This window comes from Streptomyces anatolicus, from assembly GCF_019400875.1.
GTDB lineage: Bacteria > Actinomycetota > Actinomycetes > Streptomycetales > Streptomycetaceae > Streptomyces > Streptomyces anatolicus.
In genome coordinates this window covers 1-17,593 of the sequence record NZ_WMBF01000099.1, presented here as the reverse complement: position 1 = coordinate 17,593, position 17,593 = coordinate 1, and the positions used below count along the sequence as shown (strand labels likewise).

23 protein-coding genes are annotated in these 17,593 nt (G+C 70.8%); 7 read left to right on the top strand and 16 right to left on the bottom strand.

The window, feature by feature from the left end; all coding sequences use genetic code 11:
- On the top strand, positions 1-319 hold a 319-nt coding region (locus GKQ77_RS12370; protein ID WP_308117637.1), incomplete at its 5' end, for a 2'-5' RNA ligase family protein.
- A gap of 157 nt (positions 320-476) precedes the next feature.
- On the opposite strand, the gene GKQ77_RS12365 is transcribed toward GKQ77_RS12370, so the two are convergent.
- From GKQ77_RS12365 to GKQ77_RS12355, 3 genes are all read right to left on the bottom strand, one after another.
- Positions 477-1,466 carry an aldo/keto reductase gene (locus tag GKQ77_RS12365; RefSeq protein ID WP_219688762.1) on the bottom strand — a complete coding sequence of 330 codons (990 nt, stop codon included), beginning with the start codon at positions 1,464-1,466 and terminating at the stop codon, positions 477-479.
- A 48-nt stretch (positions 1,467-1,514) separates the two neighbouring features.
- Positions 1,515-2,099, bottom strand: a complete 585-nt coding sequence (locus GKQ77_RS12360; RefSeq protein WP_219688761.1) for a Uma2 family endonuclease — start codon at positions 2,097-2,099, stop codon at positions 1,515-1,517.
- An 81-nt stretch (positions 2,100-2,180) separates the two neighbouring features.
- A complete protein-coding gene (locus GKQ77_RS12355) occupies positions 2,181-2,717 on the bottom strand; it encodes a MarR family winged helix-turn-helix transcriptional regulator (RefSeq protein ID WP_219688760.1) in 537 nt (178 codons plus the stop codon).
- A gap of 24 nt (positions 2,718-2,741) precedes the next feature.
- Between GKQ77_RS12355 and GKQ77_RS12350 the strand changes: the two genes are divergently transcribed.
- The gene (locus tag GKQ77_RS12350; RefSeq protein WP_258021223.1) at positions 2,742-3,248 is read left to right on the top strand and encodes a carboxymuconolactone decarboxylase family protein; all 507 of its coding nucleotides are present in this window, start codon (positions 2,742-2,744) and stop codon (positions 3,246-3,248) included.
- Between the two features lie 72 nt (positions 3,249-3,320).
- Here the strand turns inward: GKQ77_RS12350 and GKQ77_RS12345 are convergent, their stop codons facing one another.
- The gene (locus GKQ77_RS12345) at positions 3,321-3,518 is read right to left on the bottom strand and encodes a DUF397 domain-containing protein (RefSeq protein ID WP_219688759.1); all 198 of its coding nucleotides are present in this window, start codon (positions 3,516-3,518) and stop codon (positions 3,321-3,323) included.
- Entirely contained in the window at positions 3,515-4,321 is an 807-nt protein-coding gene (locus GKQ77_RS12340; RefSeq protein WP_308117636.1) for a helix-turn-helix domain-containing protein, read from the bottom strand. The genes GKQ77_RS12345 and GKQ77_RS12340 overlap by 4 nt, the downstream gene beginning before the upstream one ends.
- 83 nt (positions 4,322-4,404) lie before the next feature.
- Between GKQ77_RS12340 and GKQ77_RS12335 the strand changes: the two genes are divergently transcribed.
- The gene (locus GKQ77_RS12335; RefSeq protein ID WP_219688757.1) at positions 4,405-4,815 is read left to right on the top strand and encodes a hypothetical protein; all 411 of its coding nucleotides are present in this window, start codon (positions 4,405-4,407) and stop codon (positions 4,813-4,815) included.
- Positions 4,816-4,846: 31 nt separating this feature from the next.
- Here the strand turns inward: GKQ77_RS12335 and GKQ77_RS12330 are convergent, their stop codons facing one another.
- From GKQ77_RS12330 to GKQ77_RS12320, 3 genes are read right to left on the bottom strand one after another with little or no spacing between them, the layout of a single operon-like run.
- Complete coding sequence (locus GKQ77_RS12330; RefSeq protein ID WP_219688756.1) at positions 4,847-5,266, bottom strand: hypothetical protein; 420 nt, start codon at positions 5,264-5,266, stop codon at positions 4,847-4,849.
- 3 nt (positions 5,267-5,269) lie between these two features.
- A complete protein-coding gene (locus tag GKQ77_RS12325) occupies positions 5,270-5,635 on the bottom strand; it encodes a cupin domain-containing protein (protein WP_219688755.1) in 366 nt (121 codons plus the stop codon).
- A 13-nt stretch (positions 5,636-5,648) separates the two neighbouring features.
- Positions 5,649-6,650 (bottom strand): AraC family transcriptional regulator, encoded by a 1,002-nt coding sequence (locus GKQ77_RS12320; protein ID WP_219688754.1) that lies wholly within the window; start codon positions 6,648-6,650, stop codon positions 5,649-5,651.
- Positions 6,651-6,757: 107 nt separating this feature from the next.
- Here GKQ77_RS12320 and GKQ77_RS12315 point away from each other — a divergent pair, with 107 nt between their 5' ends.
- Positions 6,758-7,684 carry an MBL fold metallo-hydrolase gene (locus GKQ77_RS12315; protein WP_258021222.1) on the top strand — a complete coding sequence of 309 codons (927 nt, stop codon included), beginning with the start codon at positions 6,758-6,760 and terminating at the stop codon, positions 7,682-7,684.
- On the opposite strand, the gene GKQ77_RS12310 is transcribed toward GKQ77_RS12315, so the two are convergent.
- On the bottom strand, positions 7,665-8,375 hold the full coding sequence (locus GKQ77_RS12310; RefSeq protein ID WP_219688753.1) for a GDSL-type esterase/lipase family protein: 711 nt from the start codon (positions 8,373-8,375) through the stop codon (positions 7,665-7,667). The genes GKQ77_RS12315 and GKQ77_RS12310 overlap by 20 nt on opposite strands.
- Before the next feature lie 86 nt (positions 8,376-8,461).
- Between GKQ77_RS12310 and GKQ77_RS12305 the strand changes: the two genes are divergently transcribed.
- Entirely contained in the window at positions 8,462-9,454 is a 993-nt protein-coding gene (locus tag GKQ77_RS12305; protein WP_219688752.1) for a TolB-like translocation protein, read from the top strand.
- Between the two features lie 35 nt (positions 9,455-9,489).
- On the opposite strand, the gene GKQ77_RS12300 is transcribed toward GKQ77_RS12305, so the two are convergent.
- Complete coding sequence (locus GKQ77_RS12300; protein ID WP_219688751.1) at positions 9,490-10,260, bottom strand: TetR/AcrR family transcriptional regulator; 771 nt, start codon at positions 10,258-10,260, stop codon at positions 9,490-9,492.
- A gap of 148 nt (positions 10,261-10,408) precedes the next feature.
- Here GKQ77_RS12300 and GKQ77_RS12295 point away from each other — a divergent pair, with 148 nt between their 5' ends.
- Positions 10,409-11,419 carry an ATP-binding cassette domain-containing protein gene (locus GKQ77_RS12295; protein WP_219688750.1) on the top strand — a complete coding sequence of 337 codons (1,011 nt, stop codon included), beginning with the start codon at positions 10,409-10,411 and terminating at the stop codon, positions 11,417-11,419.
- Positions 11,416-12,246 (top strand): ABC transporter permease, encoded by an 831-nt coding sequence (locus tag GKQ77_RS12290; protein WP_219688749.1) that lies wholly within the window; start codon positions 11,416-11,418, stop codon positions 12,244-12,246. The genes GKQ77_RS12295 and GKQ77_RS12290 overlap by 4 nt, the downstream gene beginning before the upstream one ends.
- 94 nt (positions 12,247-12,340) lie before the next feature.
- On the opposite strand, the gene serC is transcribed toward GKQ77_RS12290, so the two are convergent.
- The 6 genes from serC to GKQ77_RS12260 all read right to left on the bottom strand — a co-directional run bounded on the left by serC (position 12,341) and on the right by GKQ77_RS12260 (position 17,534).
- Complete coding sequence (gene serC, locus GKQ77_RS12285) at positions 12,341-13,459, bottom strand: phosphoserine transaminase (RefSeq protein WP_219688748.1); 1,119 nt, start codon at positions 13,457-13,459, stop codon at positions 12,341-12,343.
- Between the two features lie 168 nt (positions 13,460-13,627).
- Positions 13,628-14,833 (bottom strand): cytochrome P450 family protein, encoded by a 1,206-nt coding sequence (locus GKQ77_RS12280; protein WP_219688747.1) that lies wholly within the window; start codon positions 14,831-14,833, stop codon positions 13,628-13,630.
- Entirely contained in the window at positions 14,830-16,092 is a 1,263-nt protein-coding gene (locus tag GKQ77_RS12275; RefSeq protein WP_308117635.1) for a cytochrome P450, read from the bottom strand. Before GKQ77_RS12275 ends, GKQ77_RS12280 begins: the two co-directional genes overlap by 4 nt.
- The gene (locus GKQ77_RS12270) at positions 16,089-16,751 is read right to left on the bottom strand and encodes a GTP-binding protein (protein ID WP_219688746.1); all 663 of its coding nucleotides are present in this window, start codon (positions 16,749-16,751) and stop codon (positions 16,089-16,091) included. The genes GKQ77_RS12275 and GKQ77_RS12270 overlap by 4 nt, the downstream gene beginning before the upstream one ends.
- On the bottom strand, positions 16,732-17,088 hold the full coding sequence (locus tag GKQ77_RS12265; protein ID WP_219688763.1) for a DUF742 domain-containing protein: 357 nt from the start codon (positions 17,086-17,088) through the stop codon (positions 16,732-16,734). The genes GKQ77_RS12270 and GKQ77_RS12265 overlap by 20 nt, the downstream gene beginning before the upstream one ends.
- Positions 17,089-17,090: 2 nt before the next feature.
- Positions 17,091-17,534: a roadblock/LC7 domain-containing protein gene (locus tag GKQ77_RS12260; RefSeq protein ID WP_219688745.1), complete on the bottom strand. Its 444-nt coding sequence runs from the start codon at positions 17,532-17,534 to the stop codon at positions 17,091-17,093.
- Positions 17,535-17,593: the final 59 nt, after the last annotated feature.

Genomic DNA, 17,593 nt, shown 5'->3' with positions numbered 1-17,593 from the left:
GGTCGCGGGGGAGGTGGCCGCGCTGCGGCTGCTCGCCCAGCGGGCGGAGGCGGCGGCGCGCAAGGCGGGCCTCGCGAGGGAGGAGGCCCGGCCCTACCGCCCCCATCTGACGCTGGCGCGCGGCTCCGGCGAGACGGAGCTGCGGCCGTACGCCGATGCGCTCGCGTCCTTCGCCGGTACGTCCTGGACGGTGGACGAGCTGACGCTCGTGCGCAGTGAGCTGCCGAGGAGCGGGGTGCCGGGGGAGCGGCCGAGGTACGAGACGGTCGGGCGCTGGCCACTGGGAGGCGGCGCCCGGCTCCGGGACGCGGGCGGTTAACCTCGACGGTGTGGACCCGAAGACAAGAAACCGGATCATGGCCGGTGTGCTCGTGATGATGTTCGTCGTGGTTGCGGTGGCGGCCGCGTTCGGCGGCTAGGGCCTGCGCTGCCCTGCCGTGAACGAGGCCGCCCCGCGTACTCCTCCTGCCCGTGGGCTACCAGGCGAAGGACTCCGGTGACGGGCCGGGCCCCGGGAAGATCTCGTCCAGGGAGTCGAGAAGCTCCGGGGAGAGTTCCAGCTCGACGGCGCGCAGCGCGGAGTCGAGCTGTTCGGCGGTGCGCGGTCCGACGATCGGCGCGGTGACGCCGGGGCGTGTGAGCAGCCAGGCGAGGGCGACCTCGCCGGGTTCGAGGCCGTGCTTGTCGAGCAGGTCCTCGTACGCCTGTACCTGCGCGCGCACCTCCGGCTTGGCCAGCTCGGCGGCGGCCCGCCCGCCACTGCGGCGCGCGCCCTCCGCCTTCTTCAGGGCGCCCCCGAGCAGGCCGCCGTGGAGCGGCGACCAGGGGATGACGCCGACGCCGTACTCCTGGGAGGCCGGGATGACCTCTGTCTCGGCGTCGCGCACGGCGAGGTTATACAGGCACTGCTCGCTGACCAGGCCGTAGCTGCCGCGGCGCGCGGCGACCTCGTTGGCCTGGGCGATCTTGTAGCCGGGGAAGTTGGAGGAACCGGCGTAGAGGATCTTGCCCTGCTGGACCAGGACGTCGACGGCCTGCCAGATCTCCTCGATCGGTGTGTGCCGGTCGATGTGGTGGAACTGGTAGATGTCGATGTAGTCGGTCTGGAGGCGCTTGAGCGAGCCCTCGACGGCGCGGCGGATGTTGAGCGCGGAGAGCCGGTCGTGGTTGGGCCAGACGGATTCGCCGTCGGCGGTCATGTTCCCGTACACCTTGGTGGCGAGCACGACCTTGTCGCGCCGCTCGCCGCCCTGGGCGAACCAGGTGCCGATGATCTCCTCGGTGCGGCCCTTGCCTGCGCTCTGGCCGTACACGTTGGCGGTGTCGAAGTAGTTGACGCCCGCGTCGAGCGCGGTGTCCATGAGCGAGTGGCTGTCGGGTTCGTTGGTGAACGGCCCGAAGTTCATGGTGCCGAGCGTGAGCCGGCTGACCTTGAGCCCTGTGCGTCCCAGCTGCGTGTACTTCATGAGGTCCTAGCCAAGGGGGTGGAGTGGGCTCTAGGCAAGGGGGTCGTGTCAGTCGCGGCAGAAGTCGGAGGTGTCGAGGGTGAGACCGAGGAAGGTGCGGGTCAGGTCGACCTTGTCGCCGAAGCCGACCTTCCTGTGGTCGTTGTAGTCGCCGCCGCCGGGCCGGGTGTAGACGTGACACTTGCCCTGGTAGGGATCGACGATGAGGTAGACGGCGACTCCGGCGGTGGCGTAACCGCTCTTCTTGGGGCCGTAGTCGTTCGAGTCCGTGCCCCGGGAGATCACTTCGGCGACGAATTCGACGTCGCCGCACAGGAACCCGCCCCGCTTCGTGCGTTCGGCACCCTCGGCGACCAGGGCTACGTCGCTGCAGAAGGCATTCAGCTCACCGGGATAGTCGATACGGACGTCGGACAGCAGGCGCTGACGCGGGTATTTGGTCCTCAACTGCTCCAGGATGCCCACGGTGATGTCCCAGTGGTTGGTCTGCTGCGGCGCCATGTAGACGACGCCCTCGATGATGTCGATCTTGTACCCCTCAGCGAAGGGCCCCCGCCCAAGCGCCTCGAACATCTCGTCCAGACGCGCGGTGTCGTTGTCGGCCATCTTGATCCTGTCGTCCACAGGAGTCATCGTGGCGCTCCTCCCCGGCCGCCTTCGGTCGAACGCGGCCGCGCAGTACAACGATACGCACGGCGGCAAGGTCACGTCCGGTCACGAGCCGCCCAGCCACCCCGCCGCGTCGAGGCGGAACGCCTCCGGCGGTACGACCGCGCGCAGGCCGGATTCGAGGTCGCGGAGGCGGTCCGCGCCGAGGGACGCCGCCCACTCCGCCCGCAGCTCGTCGAAGACGACCGCCGAGCGGCGCAGCGCGTCGACGCCGTGCGGGGTGACGCGGACCAGCTTGCGGCGGGCGTCGGCGGGGTCGTCGGCGCGGGCCGCGTAGCCGAGGGCGACGAGGCGGTCGACCGTCTTGCCCGCGGCCTGCTTGGAGACGCCGAGGCGGCGGCCGATCTCGCTGGCGGTGGCGCCCCGGGCGCCGATGGCCTGGAGGGCGAAGCCGTGGGCGGGGCGGAGGTCGGGGTGGCCCTGATGGGCGAGTTCGGCGTGCAGACGGTCGATGAGGGAGCGGAAACCGGCGAGGAGGAGGAAGGGGAGTTCGTATCCCCTGCCCTCGACTCCCTCCTCCCCGCTTCCCGGAATCCCCTTGCGCCTATCGTCAACCTGGTTTACCTTCTGTTCGTCAACCATGTTGTCGATAGTAGGGGGTACATCTTGTTCGCCGACCACACCGTGGAGACCGCGCCGGCCGAGTCCCGCCCCGCCATGGAGCGGGTGACCCAGGCCTTCGGGCAGCTCCCGAACGCCGTCGCGCGGCTCGCCGAGTCCCCCGAACTCCTCAACAACTTCCTGGAGTTGAGCGCGGCCTTCGAGCGTACGACGCTGGAGCCCGTCACCCGCGAGGTCGTCATCATGACGGTCGCCACCCGCAACGACTGCCACATCTGCGTCACCATGCACACGGGCAAGCTGCGCAAGCTGGGCGCGGGGACGGAGGTGATCACGGCCCTGCGCGAGGAGCGGGAGCTGCCTGACGAACGGCTCGAAGCGGTACGGCAGTTCACGCTGACGGTGCTTGCCACGGCGGGCGGCGTGGGCGACGACGACCTGAAGGCGTTCCTGTCCCACGGCTACACCGAGCGCAACGCCCTCGAAGTCGTCCTCGGCATCGGTACGTACACGATGTCGACGCTGGCGAACCGGCTGACGCGGGCGGCCTGACCCGGCCGGCCGGGCGGACGGCCCGTCCTCACGCCCGGCAGGCCAGGCGCCGCAGCGCCGCCTCCACGCGGCTCATGCCCGACCGGGCGCGGGCCGCGCGGGCGCGCTGAGGAAGGCGGTCCAGGTGGTGGGCGATATCTGGAGGGTGGGGCCGGTGGGGTTCAGCTTTGAGTCGCGGATGTGGATGGTGGTGGGGGTGGGGGCCATCTCCAGGCATTCGCCCTCGCCGACGCTGTAGCTGCTCTTGAGCCAAGTCATTCCGTTGCTCATAGTTCGCTCGCCGTCTCCTCGATGAGCTGCGCGGAAGCCTCCGGGGTGAGCGCTTGGCTGCGGAGAATTCCATACTTGCCTTGCAGGTTGCCCAAGTCGGGCTGCTCGGTGATGAAGTAGCCGCCCTTATGTCCTTCGATGTAGGCGAGCTGTCGTCGCTCGGCCGTCTCCAGCAGAATCATGGGCCCCATCAGGCCCGCGTGGGTCTGCCTATCGTGCGGCATGACTTGGATCGTGACGTTCCGAAGTGCCGCGAACTCAACCATCCCGCACAGTTGCTCTTTGAGTACGGGGTTTCCGCCCAACGGACGGGTCAGGGCGCTCTGCTCCACGATGAAGTTGAGAACGGCGACGGGTTTGCGGGCGAAGAGCTTCTGCCGCGCCAGACGGTTCGCCACGCGCTCGTCGATCTCGTCGTCGTCCAGCGGGGGATAGACGCAGTTGAACACGGCGCGCGCGTAGTTCTCGGTCTGTAGCAACCCCGGCATCACATGGTCCTGGTAGGAGTAGATGGACAGCGCCATCTTCTCGTGCTCCAGAAAGTCCTCAGTCCACAGTTGGAGCCCGCTCTTGCCGAACTCCTTCTCTGCGAGCAACAGCAGGGCACCCTGTGCACCCAGCACATCATCAGCAATCTCGACCAACTTGCCCTTGGGTGGTCGCTTCCCCCGCTCCACCATCGCCACCTGCGACTTGGAGTACTGAACATGCGCGCCCAGCGCCTCCAGGGTGATCCCGGCCCGCTCGCGGTAGAACCGCAACAGCGCGCCGAACGTCTCCGAACCTCGTTCACCGGAGTGCACAACGTCCTCCCCAAGTGCACAGCGCAGCACGACGCCTGCGAATCCCTGGTCACAGTATGTGAGCGCCCGACAGCATCTGCCGCATGAACTCGGAAACCTCATCACTCAGGGTCCACGACTGGATCCCGGCGACGGGCCACGCCCTGCGCCACGCGGGCATTCACTTCGACGCGGTACGAATCGAAGGCGCGCTCGGCGAGCAGGTCGCCTACGACCTGATGCAGTACACGGACTTCCGCGCGGGCCCGATCGTCCGCGAGGCGACAGGCGGGCGCTACCTCTACTTCCTGCTGCCCCCGCAGACAGCGGACTCGTACACCTGGCCGGTCGGCGCGCGTGCGCTGAGCCGACGCGCGGGGAACCTCGCATACGTGGGCGTGCCCGCGCTGGACGGCTTCACGTGGCCGCTGGACTGGCGGTCACGCCCGACGAGTGAAGTCCCGTACGTGGAGGGCGATCTGTTGCACGAGGCGACTGAACGGGCGGTACGTTGACCGATGGCAGCGAGGAAGACCAGGACGAGAGTCAGTACTGCTTCAGCTGCCCCGGCCGCTCAAAGTAGAAGCCCCTCGGCCCGAGTTGTTCTCCGTCCTCGACAGGCGGCCAAGATGCTGCCACGCCCTCAAGGAGCGAGCTCCCGTTGAGGACACGCTTGCCGTCGAACCAACGGCCCGTGAAGCCGAACAGATGAGTTCCCCGGCCCAGCCCCAACAGCCCCACCGTGACGTGCGTCGCCGAGACGGGCACGCCGCCGGAGACCAACGGGAGAGACAGGAAGAGGTTCCTCTTCTCGCGTGCCGCGGGCCCGGTCCACAGGGCGACGGTGACTCTCGGCTCGTTCAGATCAGGGACACATCCGCGCACGTAGTACGGCTTGGCCACCGGAGTGGCCGTGTAGTGCCACAGCGCAGCCGCGAGGGCCCGCTCTGTGCATCCGTCGGGCACCCGTCAGCCTCCCTGCGCCTTGATGTGTTCGATCACCTCGTTGAAGTCCTTGGTCGGCGAGAAGTCGACGTACTCGCAGTCCTCAAGGGCCACCGGAGCGTGGCCGGGCGGCCAGTAGAAGGCCTCGCCCGCCTCGTAGACCTCGTCGCCGTCCGGCGTGCGCATCTTCAGCCGTCCCTTGAAGAGATAGCCCCAGTGCGGGCACGGGCAGAGGTCACCGGCCAGGCCCTTGAGGGCCGGGCCCATGTCGGTGCCCTCGGGAAACCTCACGAAGGCGACCGACATGTCTCCGCCGACGTCCTGGAAGCGCAGCTCCACTCCGCCGTCCGCGATGGCGACCGGGGTGTCCTTCCGCGTGAGCGCTGTCATGGCTCCTCCCTGCTCAGCTGCTGAGGGGTACGGAAAATCCTCTCCCTTCCAGCGTGGCCCCGGCTGCCGTGCGGTGCGCGCCGGGCGCCTTCCGGTACCGCCCCGGCGTGACGCCGAACGTCCTGGTGAACGCGTGCGAGAGGGCGTACGGCGAGCTGTAGCCGACCTGGCGGGCCACCGTCTCCAGGGGGTGTGTCGTCTCGCGCAGGAGCGTGGCCGCCCGGGACATGCGCCACCAGGTGAGGTACGTCATCGGGGCGCGGCCCACCAGGGCCGTGAAGCGGCGGGTGAGGGTGGCGCGGGAGACGCCCGTGCGGGCGGCCAGCGAGGCGTTGGTCCAGGGGGCTTCGGGGGCCGCGTGGAGGAGGCGCAGGGCCTCGGCGACCACCGGGTCGGCGAGCGCGGCGGGCCAGCCGGGGCCTGCCGCGCGGTCCGTCGCCCAGGCCCGCACCAGGTAGACGAGGAGCAGGTCGAGGAGGCCGGGGACGGCGACGTCCGCGCCGGGCAGGGACGCGCCCGTCTCGCGGCCGAGCAGGCCGATCGCCGCCTGCAGCTCGGGGTGGTGCCCGGCGCGGCGGGGCAGGTGGACGGTCTCGGGGAGTTCGGCGAACAGGGGGTGGGCGTGGGTGCGGTCGAAGCGGTACTTGCCGCAGAGCAGTTCGGTGGAGCGGGCGCCCTGTTCGGGGTGGGTGGCGGGCGGCCGCGTGGTGCCGTCGGCCGTCTCGCGTCGCCAGCGCTCGAAGGGGATCGCCTGTGCGACGGCGCGGGCGTCGGCGGGGGAGTCCGCGAGCACGTGTCCCGCCCCGCGCGGCAGCAGCACCGCGTCGCCCGCCGCGAGGGTGAGCGGGGCGCCGCCGCCGTCCGGCAGCAGCCAGCAGCCGCCCTCCAGGACCACGTGGAACCCCACGCCCTCGTACGCGGGCAGCCGGCAGCACCAGGTGCCGGAGACCTCGACGCGGTGGGCGTCGGGGCGCCCGATGCGCGCGGACGCGATGGCGTCGCTGACTACGTCCATGGGGGCAGCGTAGGGGAGCGGAGGGAACGGGCGGTGAGGCGTGCGCGTATTCAAGTGAGCGGAACAGGCATTGAAGCGCTCACCCGGTGCTCCCTACGGTCGTACCCATGAACGTACCCATGAACGAACGCGCGAGCGGGAGCCTGGCCGGACCCACCAACGAGCCCATGATGCTCGGCGACGTCGAGGTCCTTCGCGTCGTGGAGCTCGAGGCACCCTTCCTCCCCGCCGCCGCACTCGTCCCCGGCATGCCCGAGCAGCGGTGGCGCGAGAACGCGGAGTGGCTCGCGCCCGACTTCTGGGACCCGGAGAGCGGCAGGGTCATGGCCGCCGTACAGACCTGGGTGCTCAGGAGCGAGGGGAGGACCGTCCTCGTCGACACCGGCGTCGGCAACGGGCGGGTGCGCCCGCACGCCCCGCACTTCGCGGACCTCGACACCGACTTCCTGGCCCGGCTCGCCTCCGCCGGAGTCCGCCCCGAGGACGTCGACATCGTCGTCAACACCCACCTGCACGCGGACCACGTCGGCTGGAACACCCGGGATGAGGGCGGTAATTGGGTGCCCACCTTTCCCCGCGCCACCTATCTCATGCCCGCCGCCGACCACGCCCACTTCGGGCCCCGAGGCGCCGACGAGGAGAGCAGTGACCCCGTCTTCGCGGACAGTGTCGCGCCGGTGGACAGGGCCGGGCAGACCCAGCTGTGGAGCGGCACGCACCGCATCGACCGCCACCTCACCCTGGAGGCCGCCCCCGGCCACACCCCGGGCTCGTCCGTCCTGCGCCTCGCCTCGGGCGCCGACCGGGCGGTCTTCGTCGGCGATCTCCTGCACACCCCGGTGCAGATCCTCGAACCCGGCCACAGCAGCTGCCTGTGCGTAGATCCGCGGGAGGCCGCCGCGACCCGGGTGCGGGTCCTCGGCCGGGCCGCGGACGAGCGGGAGCTTGTCGTGCCCGCGCACTTCCGCGGGGCGGGCGCGGCCGAAGTGCGGCGCGAGGGCGGGAAGTTCGCGGTCAGCCGATGGGCTGCATGAGTTCCCGCGCCCGCACGGCCGGGGCGCCGATGCCCCACGCCTGCGCCATCGCCGCCGCGAAGGCCCCGGCCAGCTTGTGCTCACCGCTCGCGTTCGGGTGCGTGCCGTCGTAGGTGTCCGTGGCGATGTCGTACGAGGTCGGGGGCGAGGCCAGGAGCAGCGGGGAGCCGCCCGTGTCCAGGTCGGCGACCGTCTTAGCGAGGAGTTCGTTGAAGCGGGCGACCTCGGCGGCGAACGGGGCGTCCGACGCGGCCCTGATGTTCGGGATGACGGGGAGCAGGACGAGGCGGATCCCCGGGTTCGCCGAGCGGGCCCCGGCGATGAACGCGCGGACGTTCGCGGCCGTCTGCTCCGCGTTCGTGTAGAACCCGAGGTCTATCAGGCCCAGCGAGACCAGCAGGACGTCCGCGGGGTCGCGGGTCAGCGCGTCCGCGACGCGGGGCGCCATGTGCAGCCAGCCCTCGCCCCAGCCCGCGAGGTGGTGGCGGGGGAAGTCCGGGTCCGCGTCGGCGTAGTCGTGGGAGAGGGGTGCGCCCGCCGCCTGGTCGTAGAGGGTGCTGCGGGGCCCCACCACGGCGAAGGCCCCGTCGCCGAGGCTCTCGCGCAGGTGCTGCCACATCCGGTAGCGCCAGGTGTGTTCCCCGGCGCTTCCTATCGTCATCGAGTCGCCGACGAACATGAACCTGAGCATTCGCACATCATGGCGGATCATGCCCGCCACCTGCGATGTGAGGCTCGGCACGCCCCGTCCGCCGCGCGGATGGCACGCTTGGCCCCATGCGTTCGCCTCGGTCTCTTTCCCCCGCCCTCGCCGGTGCCGTGCTGCTCCTCGTCGCCGCGGGGTCCCTCACGACCGCCTCGGCCGACGGCCACGACGGGTTCACCGTCAAGGACCCGCGGATCGTCGAGTCCAGCGGCCTGGCCGCGTCCCGCGCCCACCCCGGCGTCTACTGGACCCACAACGACCAGGACAAGGGCGCGTTTCTGTACGCCGTCGACTCCAGAACGGGCAAGACGGTCGCCACCGTCACCATGACCGGCGTCGGCGCGCCCCGCGACGTGGAGGCCATCTCGGTGGGCCCCGACGGGAACCTCTACGTCGGTGACATCGGCGACAACCTCGGCGGCACCTGGTCGAACGTATGGATCTACAAGCTGCCCGAGCCGAAGACGCTGAAGGACCAGACGGTCCGCGCCACGCAGTACGTCGTGAAGTACGCCGACGGGGCGCGGGACGCGGAGGCGCTGATGGTGCATCCCAAGACCGGGCGGATCTACATCGCCGACAAGAAGGAGGCGGGCGGCAGCCTCTACGAGGGGCCCGCCGAGATGTCCGCCTCCGGGACGAACGTCTTCAAGCGTGTCGCCGCCACCGACCTGTGGGTGACGGACGGCGCCTTCTCGCCCGACGGCCGCCGGCTCGCCCTGCGCGGCTACTTCGGCGGGACCTCCTACGCCTGGAAGGACGGCAGGCCGAGCCGTGAGGGCCGGCTGAGCGTGCCCATCCAGCGGCAGGGCGAGTCGGTGACGTACACCCCGGACGGCACGACCCTGATGTACGGCACCGAGGGCGCGCAGAGCGAGGTCACGCCTGTCGAGGTGCCCGGGAAGGGCGATGGCGGCTCCGACTCGGGCTCGGGGGGCGGGAGTTCGGAGAGCGGGGACGGTAAGCCCGGCGGGATCGACGACTTCAAGACGGCGGCGTTCGTGGGCGCCGCGGTGCTGCTCGCCTTCTTCGGGCTGAAGCGGCTGTTCCGCAGGCGTCGCTGAGTCCCGGCTGACGCCCCCGGGTTACGCCCCTGGCGTCACGCCTCCTGTCCGCGCCGGGCGACCAGGACGTCCAGGCCGTCCAGGAGGCGCTGGAGGCCGAACTCGAAGTGGTCGAAGTCCGTGCCGAACGCGTCCTCGGAGAGCGTGGCGAGTGACGGATAGCGGCCGCTCTTCATGACCTTCTCCAGGGTCGGCGTCTGCGCCTCCCAGAACGCCTGGTCGGACAGGCCGGTCCGCTGCTCGGCCTCCATCTCGTGCACCTGGGTGCGGGCGGCCCCGGTGACGTACCCCTCGACCATGACGATGACGCCGATCAGCTCGGGGTCGGTGAGCCCCATCGGCTTGATGCGGGACAGGGTCCGGTCGAGGCCGCCGACCGCGCCGGGGCCGAGCACCGGGCGGGCCTGGTTGACGTGGAGCAGCCAGGGGTGGCGGCGGTAGAGGGCCAGGGTCTCGCGGGCGTACGTCTCCACGGCCTCGCGCCAGCCGCCGGTCCAGGGCACCTCGTCCTCCGGCGGTGTGTAGACGCGGTCGAGCATCAGGTCCAGCAGGTTGGCCTTGCCGGGGAGGTAGCGGTACAGGGACATCGTGCCCGTGCCCAGCTCGGTGGAGAGGCGGCGCATGGAGACCGCCGAGATGCCCTCGGCGTCGGCGAGGCGCAGCGCCTCGGTGACGATCCGGTCCAGGGTGAGGGCCGGCTTGGGCCCGCGCGTCGCCGGGCGTCCGCCCCCTTCCCAGAGCAGCTCCAGGCTGCGGGTGATGTCGCTGCCGGTGCGCCGGTCGTCGCCGCCGTTCTTGCTCGTCATGGCCCTCACCCTAATCGCCCGCCCGGAAACTGGGTACGGCGTACCCACGAAATTGGGTACGGTGTACCCGCAACTACTGAGTACGGTGTACTCTCAATTGAGTACGGCGTACCCAGAGGGCGCGCGACGAGGACCTGGAGGGGCGGGCATGAACGGGAACGGCTTCGCGGTACGGGCCGAAGGGCTCCAGAAGAGGTACGGCGAGAAGTACGCGCTGGACGGCTTCGACCTGCACGTGCGGCAGGGCACGGTGCACGGACTGCTCGGACCCAACGGCGCGGGCAAGACCACCGCCGTACGGATCCTCTCCACGCTCGTACGGCTCGACGGCGGCCGCGCGGAGGTGGCGGGCGCCGACGTGGTGCGCGAACCGGCCCTGGTGCGCGGCCGCATCGGCCTCACCGGGCAGTACGCGGCGGTCGACGAGATCCTCACCGGGCGGCAGAACCTGGAGATGTTCGGCCGCCTCTTCCACCTGGGCGCCAAGCGCGCGGCCCGGCGCGCCCAGGAACTCCTCGAGCAGTTCCACCTGGAGGACGCGGCGGAGAAGGGCGCCGGTCAGTACAGCGGCGGCATGCGGCGCAGGCTCGACCTCGCCGCGTCGATGATCCTCGCGCCAGCCGTGCTCTTCCTCGACGAGCCGACCACCGGCCTCGACCCGCGCAGCCGCCTCGAAGTCTGGGACACCGTGCGGGAGTTGGTCGCGGGCGGCACGACCGTGCTGCTCACCACGCAGTATCTGGAGGAGGCCGACCGGCTCGCCTCCCGCATCACCGTCATCGACCGGGGCCGCGCCATCGCCGACGACACCCCCGACGGCCTGAAGAACACGGTGGGCGGCAGCCACCTCGACGTCGTGGTCCGCGAGCCCGTCGACCTGCCCGCCGCCGTCAAGGCCGTCACTCGGGTCTGCGTCGGCGAACCGCTCGTCATCGACGTGGAGCGCCGCGTGCAGGCCTCCGTCACCGACCGCGTCGCCGCTCTCACGGACGTGGCGCGCACCCTCCAGGACGAGGGCGTCGCGGTCGAGGACATCGGCCTGCGCAGGCCGAGCCTGGACGACGTATTCCTGCGCCTGACAGGCCAGACCTCCGAGTCCACCGAGACCACCGAACCCGCCGAACCCATCGCACCCCTGGAGAAGGAGGTCGCGGCATGAGCGTCGCCCTCACCGCCGACACCTCGCACGGACGGCTCTTCTGGGCCTTCGCCGACTGCTGGAACGTCACCCGCCGCTACCTCACGCACTTCCTGCGCCAGCCCGTCACCATCGCCTGGCAGCTGGGCTTCCCCATCATCTCCGTACTCCTGTACGGCTTCGTCTTCGGCGAGGCGATGAAGGTGCCCGGGGGCGGGGACGACGGCGACTACAAGCAGTTCCTGATGCCCGGCATGTTCGTGATGACCATGGCCTTCGGCTTCATGAACACCGCCATGGCCGTGGTCACCGACGCCTCCAAGGGCGTCATCGACCGCTTCCGCTCGATGCCGATGGCTCCCTCGGCGGTGGCGTCCGGGCGGGGTGTCGCCGACCTCATCGTGGCCTGCGCGGAGCTGGCCATCCTCGCGCTGACCGCCCTCGCCATCGGCTGGCGCTCCAGCGCGGGGCTCCTGGACACGGTCCTCGCCTTCGCGCTGCTGCTGTTCCTGCGGTTCAGCCTGATCTGGGTGGGCGTCTTCCTCGGCCTGGTCGTGCCGACGCCGGAGGCCGCGGGCGGGCTCTACGCGGTCGCGTTCCCGCTCACGATGATCTCCAGCGTGTTCGTGGCGCCGTCGCTGATGCCGGGCTGGCTGGCGCCGATCGCGGCGTGGAACCCCGTCTCGTCGACGGGTACGGCCATCCGGGAACTCTTCGGCAACCCCGGCGCGGGGGGCTCCAGCTGGGTGGAGCAGCACGCGGTCCTGATGGCGGTGGTCTGGCCGATCGTGATCTCGCTGACCTTCCTGCCACTGGCGGTACGAAAGTTCAAGCAGCTGAGCCGATAAGCCCCGACAGGGGCGCGGGGCTGTGACATTTGCGGCTCCGCCGCGTGGGCGCGACCAGCCACGACGCACTCGCAGCTGGTCGCGCAGCGAAGCACTAGAGCTTCTCGATGACGTAGTCGACGCAGCGGGTCAGAGCCTCGACGTCCGCCGGGTCAATCGCCGGGAACATGGCAACCCGCAGCTGATTCCGCCCCAGCTTCCGATACGGCTCCGTGTCCACAATGCCGTTAGCGCGCAGAGCCTTAGCAACGGCAGATGCGTCAACCTCTTCGGAGAAGTCAATCGTGCCGATGACCTGAGACCGCTTGCCAGGATCCGTGACAAACGGCGTCGCGTACTTGGACTCGTCGGCCCAGCCGTACAGCGCCTTCGAGGAGGCCGCCGTACGCCCGGTCGTGAACTCCAGGCCACCCTGCGAGTTCATCCACTCCAGCTGCTCACCGAGCAGGAAGAGCGTGGCGAGCGCCGGCGTGTTGTACGTCTGGTTCTTGCGGGAGTTGTCGATCGCCGTCGGCAGGCTGAAGAACTCCGGCACGTGCCGGCCCGACGCGTGGATCCGCTCGGCACGCTCGATCGCCGCCGGGGAGAACACGCCGATCCACAGGCCGCCGTCCGAGGCGAACGACTTCTGCGGGGCGAAGTAGTAGACGTCCGTCTCGGCGATGTCGACCGGCAGGCCGCCCGCGCCGGAGGTGGCGTCCACCAGGACGAGCGCGCCGGAGTCGGCGCCCGCGACGCGCTTGACGGGAGCGGCGACACCGGTCGAGGTCTCGTTGTGGGTGAAGGCGTAGACGTCGACGCCCGCCTCCGCCTCGGGGTCCGGGTGCGTGCCCGGGTCGCTCGTGATCACGGTGGGCTCGGCCAGCCACGGGGCGAGCTTGGCCGCCTTCGCGAACTTGGAGGAGAACTCGCCGAAGCTCAGGTGCTGCGACTTGTTCTCGATCAGGCCGTGCGTCGCCACGTCCCAGAACGCGGTCGAGCCGCCGTTGCCGAGGACGACCTCGTATCCCTCGGGGAGGGAGAAGAGGTCCTTCACGCCCTCGCGCACGCGGCCCACCAGGTTCTTGACCGGGGCCTGGCGGTGGGACGTACCGAGGAGGGAGGTGCCGGTGGCGGCCAGGGCCTCCAGCGCCTCCGTACGCACCTTGGAGGGGCCCGCGCCGAAACGGCCGTCGGCGGGCTTCATGTCAGCGGGAATCTGGATCTCAGCCACGGGGGGAGCCTAGCGGCTCAGGGCGCGGGGTTCCTCTGGTGTCCGGCCGGTGAGATCCGCGCCCCGAGCCGGAGCGGACGCCACGGGGCTCCGCCCCGGACCCCGCTCCTCAAACGCCGGAGGGGCTGGATTTGGTCGCTCGCTCCTCGGATGCCGCAGAGGCTGGATTCAGGGGCGCAATTTCACCGGCAGCTCGTACAGGTCGTTCTGGGTGACCACCGGCTTGTGGCGGAGTTCCGCGTGGGGGACCGCCAAGGTCAGGTCCGGGAAGCGGGCGTACAGGGCAGGGAGTGCCACCCCCGCCTCCAGGCGGGAGAGCGCCGCGCCGGGGCAGACGTGCGGGCCGTGGCCGAAGGAGATGTGGCGCGTGGCCGACGTACGCGTGAGGTCGAACGTGCCCGCCGTCGGGCCGTGCGCCGCCTCGTCGCGGCCTATCGCCCCGTACGACACGATCAGCGCGTCACCCTCGCGGATCACCTTCTCCCCGACCGGGACGTCCTCCGCCGCGAAGCGGATCAGGACGTGCGAGGTCGGTGTGGAGTAGCGCAGGGTCTCCTCGATCACCGCGTCCCAGCCGACCTGGCCGGAGAGGACCATCGCGCGCTGCTCGGGGTGCGCGCAGAGGTTGACGACGGCGTTGACGATGAGGGAGATCGTCGTCTCGTGGCCCGCCGCCACCATCAGCTGGAGGGTGGAGACGATCTCCTCGTCCGTGAGGTGGTCGCCGTTCTCCGAGGCCTGGATCAGCGCGCTGGTGAGGTCGTCGCCGGGCTCCGCGCGGCGGGCCGCGACGATCTTGCCCATCATCGCGGCGAGTTCGCCGAGCGTCGCGACGACCTCCTCCGGCGGGGTCTGCGTGGAGAAGAACTTGTCGAACAGGACCTTCAGGCGCGGGTGGTCCGCGGCGTCGATGCCCATCAGGTCACTGATGACGTACATGGGCAGGGGGTAGGCGAACTCCGCCTTGAGGTCCACCACTTCGGAGGCGGGCAGCTCGTCGAGCAGGCCGTGCGTCAGCTCCGTGATGCGGCCGCGCAGCCGCTCCACCCGGCGCGGGGTGAGGGCCTGCGCCACCAGCGACCGCATCCGGCGGTGCTCCTCGCCGTCGACCGTCAGCATGGAGCGGCCGGGGTTGGCGAGGCCGATCAGCGGCCAGTCGGCGGGTATCTCGCCGCGCCGCCAGGCGCCCCAGACCTCGATGTCCTTCACCAGCCGCTTGTCCGTGAGGAGTCGGCGGGCCTCGGCGTGGTGCGTGACCGCCCACACCGGCACCCCGCCGGGCAGCTCCGCCTCGGCGAGCGGGCCCGCCGCGAGGAGCCGGGCGCTCTCCCCGTCCAGATCGGTGACGAAGGGGTCCAGGGCGATACGCGTCATCTGACTTCTCCAAACGCTGAGGTCGGGGTCGGGGTGAAGCGCACCGGCAGATCGGTCAGGCCGCGCAGCCAGGGCGACGGGCGGCGGGTGAGATCCGCCGCCGGTACGGCGAGGTCGAGGTCGGGCAGCCGGTCGAGAAGCACCTCGATGCCGGTCCGCGCGATGACCTCGGCGACCTCCTGGGCGGGGAAGGGGCAGCGGTGCTCGCCGTGCCCGAACGCGAAGTGGGCGCTGTTGCCGCCGGTCAGGGCCGAGCCGTCGGTGCGGACCTGGGGGTCGGCGTTGGCGGCGCCGAGGCCGAGCAGCAGGAGGTCACCGGCGTTGATGTGGCGTCCGCCGAGGCGGGTGTCGCGCGAGGCCCAGCGGCCGGCGACGTTCTGGGTGGGGGTGTCCTCCCACAGGACCTCGTTCATGGCCTCGGCGACGCTGTGCCTGCCGCCGAAGAGGGAGGCGGCGAAGCGGTCGTCGGTGAGCATCAGCCGCAGCGAGTTGCCGATCCAGTCGGCGGTCGGCTGGTGGCCCGCGGCCATCATCACCATCAGGTCCTGCGCGATCTCCTCGTCGGAGAAGCCGTCCTCCGCGTCCACCCGCTGCGTCTCCAGCATGGAGGAGACGACATCGGGGCCCGGCGCCTCGTGCTTGCCCGCGATGAGCGCCATCATCGAGGTCGCCAGGTGCTGCTGGCCCGCCAGGGCCCGCTCGCGGCCGTCGATCATGTCGTTCATGGCGGTGACGAGGCCGGGGCCCTGCTCGTCGGAGAAGCCGTAGATGCGGGCGAGGACCCGCACCGGGAGCAGCATCGCGTACTCGGCGATGATGTCCGTGGTGCCCACGCCGCAGAACGTGTCGATCAGCTCGTCCGCGAACTGCTCGGCGTGCGCCTTGAGTTCGAAGGGGTCGACCGCTTCGAGGGCGTGCGCGATCATCGCGGCGCGCCGGGTGTGCCGCTCGCCGACCGTGTAGAGGATCGACGGCTGCTTGTGGCCGATCATCGGGAGCAGCGGCCAGTCGGCGGGGATGTTCGGCCACTGGTTCCACAGCTCGGAGTCGCGGCTGAACAGCACGGGGTCGCCGGTGACCTGGTGCAGCTCGCGGTAGCCGAGCACCAGCCAGGCGGGCACGTCCCCGTCGAGCAGTACCGGCGCGACGGGACCGTGGTCCCGGCGCATCTCCCGGTAGAGCTGGGCGGGTTCGGTGGCGAAGCGGGGGCCGGAGAGCGGGACGGGACCGGAGGCGGCGCCGGTCACGGGGCAGGTCACTGGGCGTTCTCCTGAGGGGCGTTCAGCTGAGCGACGTACAACGTCTTCAGGTGTTCGACGAGCGTGATCAGTACGTCCTTGCTGGACTGGCGGGAGCGCGCGTCGCAGTCGACGAGGGGCACCCCGGGATCGAGGTCGAGCGCCTCGCGCAGCTCTTCGGTGGTGGGCGAGGGCCCGCCGAAGTCGTTGCGGGCCACGATGAACGGCGTGCCGTGGTGTTCCAGGCGGTCGATCGCGTACCAGGAGTCCTCCAGGCGGCGGGTGTCGACGAGGACGACCGCGCCGAGCGTGCCGGAGAAGAGGCGGTCCCACAGGAACCAGAAGCGCTCCTGGCCCGGCGCGCCGAAGAGGTAGAGCACGTTGCGCGCGTCGAGGGTGATGCGGCCGAAGTCGAAGGCGACCGTCGTGGACGTCTTGCCGGCGAGCCCGTCGAGGCCACCGGTCTCGTCGATGCCCTTGCCGGCCTGCGTCATCGTCTCCTCGGTGTTGAGGGGACGTATCTCGCTGACGGAGCGGACCAGCGTGGTCTTGCCGACGCCGAAGCCGCCGACCACGACGATCTTCAGGCCGTTGTCGGCGGTCGCGGTCAGCTCTCTTCGGCCGGCGCCGGACGGCTCGCGTTCGCCGGCCGGCCTACGTTCAGAGATTGCGGAGTCCAACGAGCACCTGCTCCAGGAGTTCGGAATCGGGAAGGCTGTGGGTGGGGCCCGACCGGGGGTGGCGGGCGCTGATCCGGCCCGCGTCGAGCAGGTCGGAGAGCAGGATGCGGGTGATGCTCACCGGCAGGCCGAGGTCGGCGGCGATCTCCACGACGGCGGTCGGCAGCTCGCACATCCGCAGGATCGCGGCGTGCTCGGACTGCATGCCGGGCTGCGGGCCGGACTCGGCGACGATGAGGGTCACCAGGTCGAAGGGGGCGTCGGGCGCCGACCGGCTGCGTCCTCCGGTGAGGGTGTACAGCCGGTCGGGGGAGTCGTCCCGGCCGGGGCGGCGCACACTCATGCGGTGGTCTGGGTGCCGGGGGCGCCGTCCGCGCGGGGCGCGGCGCGCAGATGCTCGCCGAGCTGTTCGACCAGCTCGCTCATGGTGTGCCCGACCAGGCCCGCGTCGGCGTCCTCGGCGGCGATGACGGCGAGGTGCGCGCCCTCACCGGCCTCGACGATGAAGAGGATGCCGCCGTAGAACTCGGCCATCGCCGAGCGCACCCCGCCGCTGCCGTCGCCGAACTCGGCGGACGCGCCGTGCGACAGGGACTGGATGCCCGCCGCGATCGCGGCGAGCTGGTCGGCCTGGTCGACGGAGAGCTCGGGCGTGCGGCACAGCTTCAGGCCGTCCCGGGAGAGCACGAGGGCGTGCCGGGCGCCGGGGGTGCGCTCCAGGAGGCCCTGGAGGAGCCAGGTGAGCTTGGCGTCGGTGGTGGCGTGGGTGGTGCCGGTGGTCATCGGGGGGAGTCGCCTTCCGGGTGCTGGGGGGTCGACGGATCGGGGGAGGGATCCGGGGG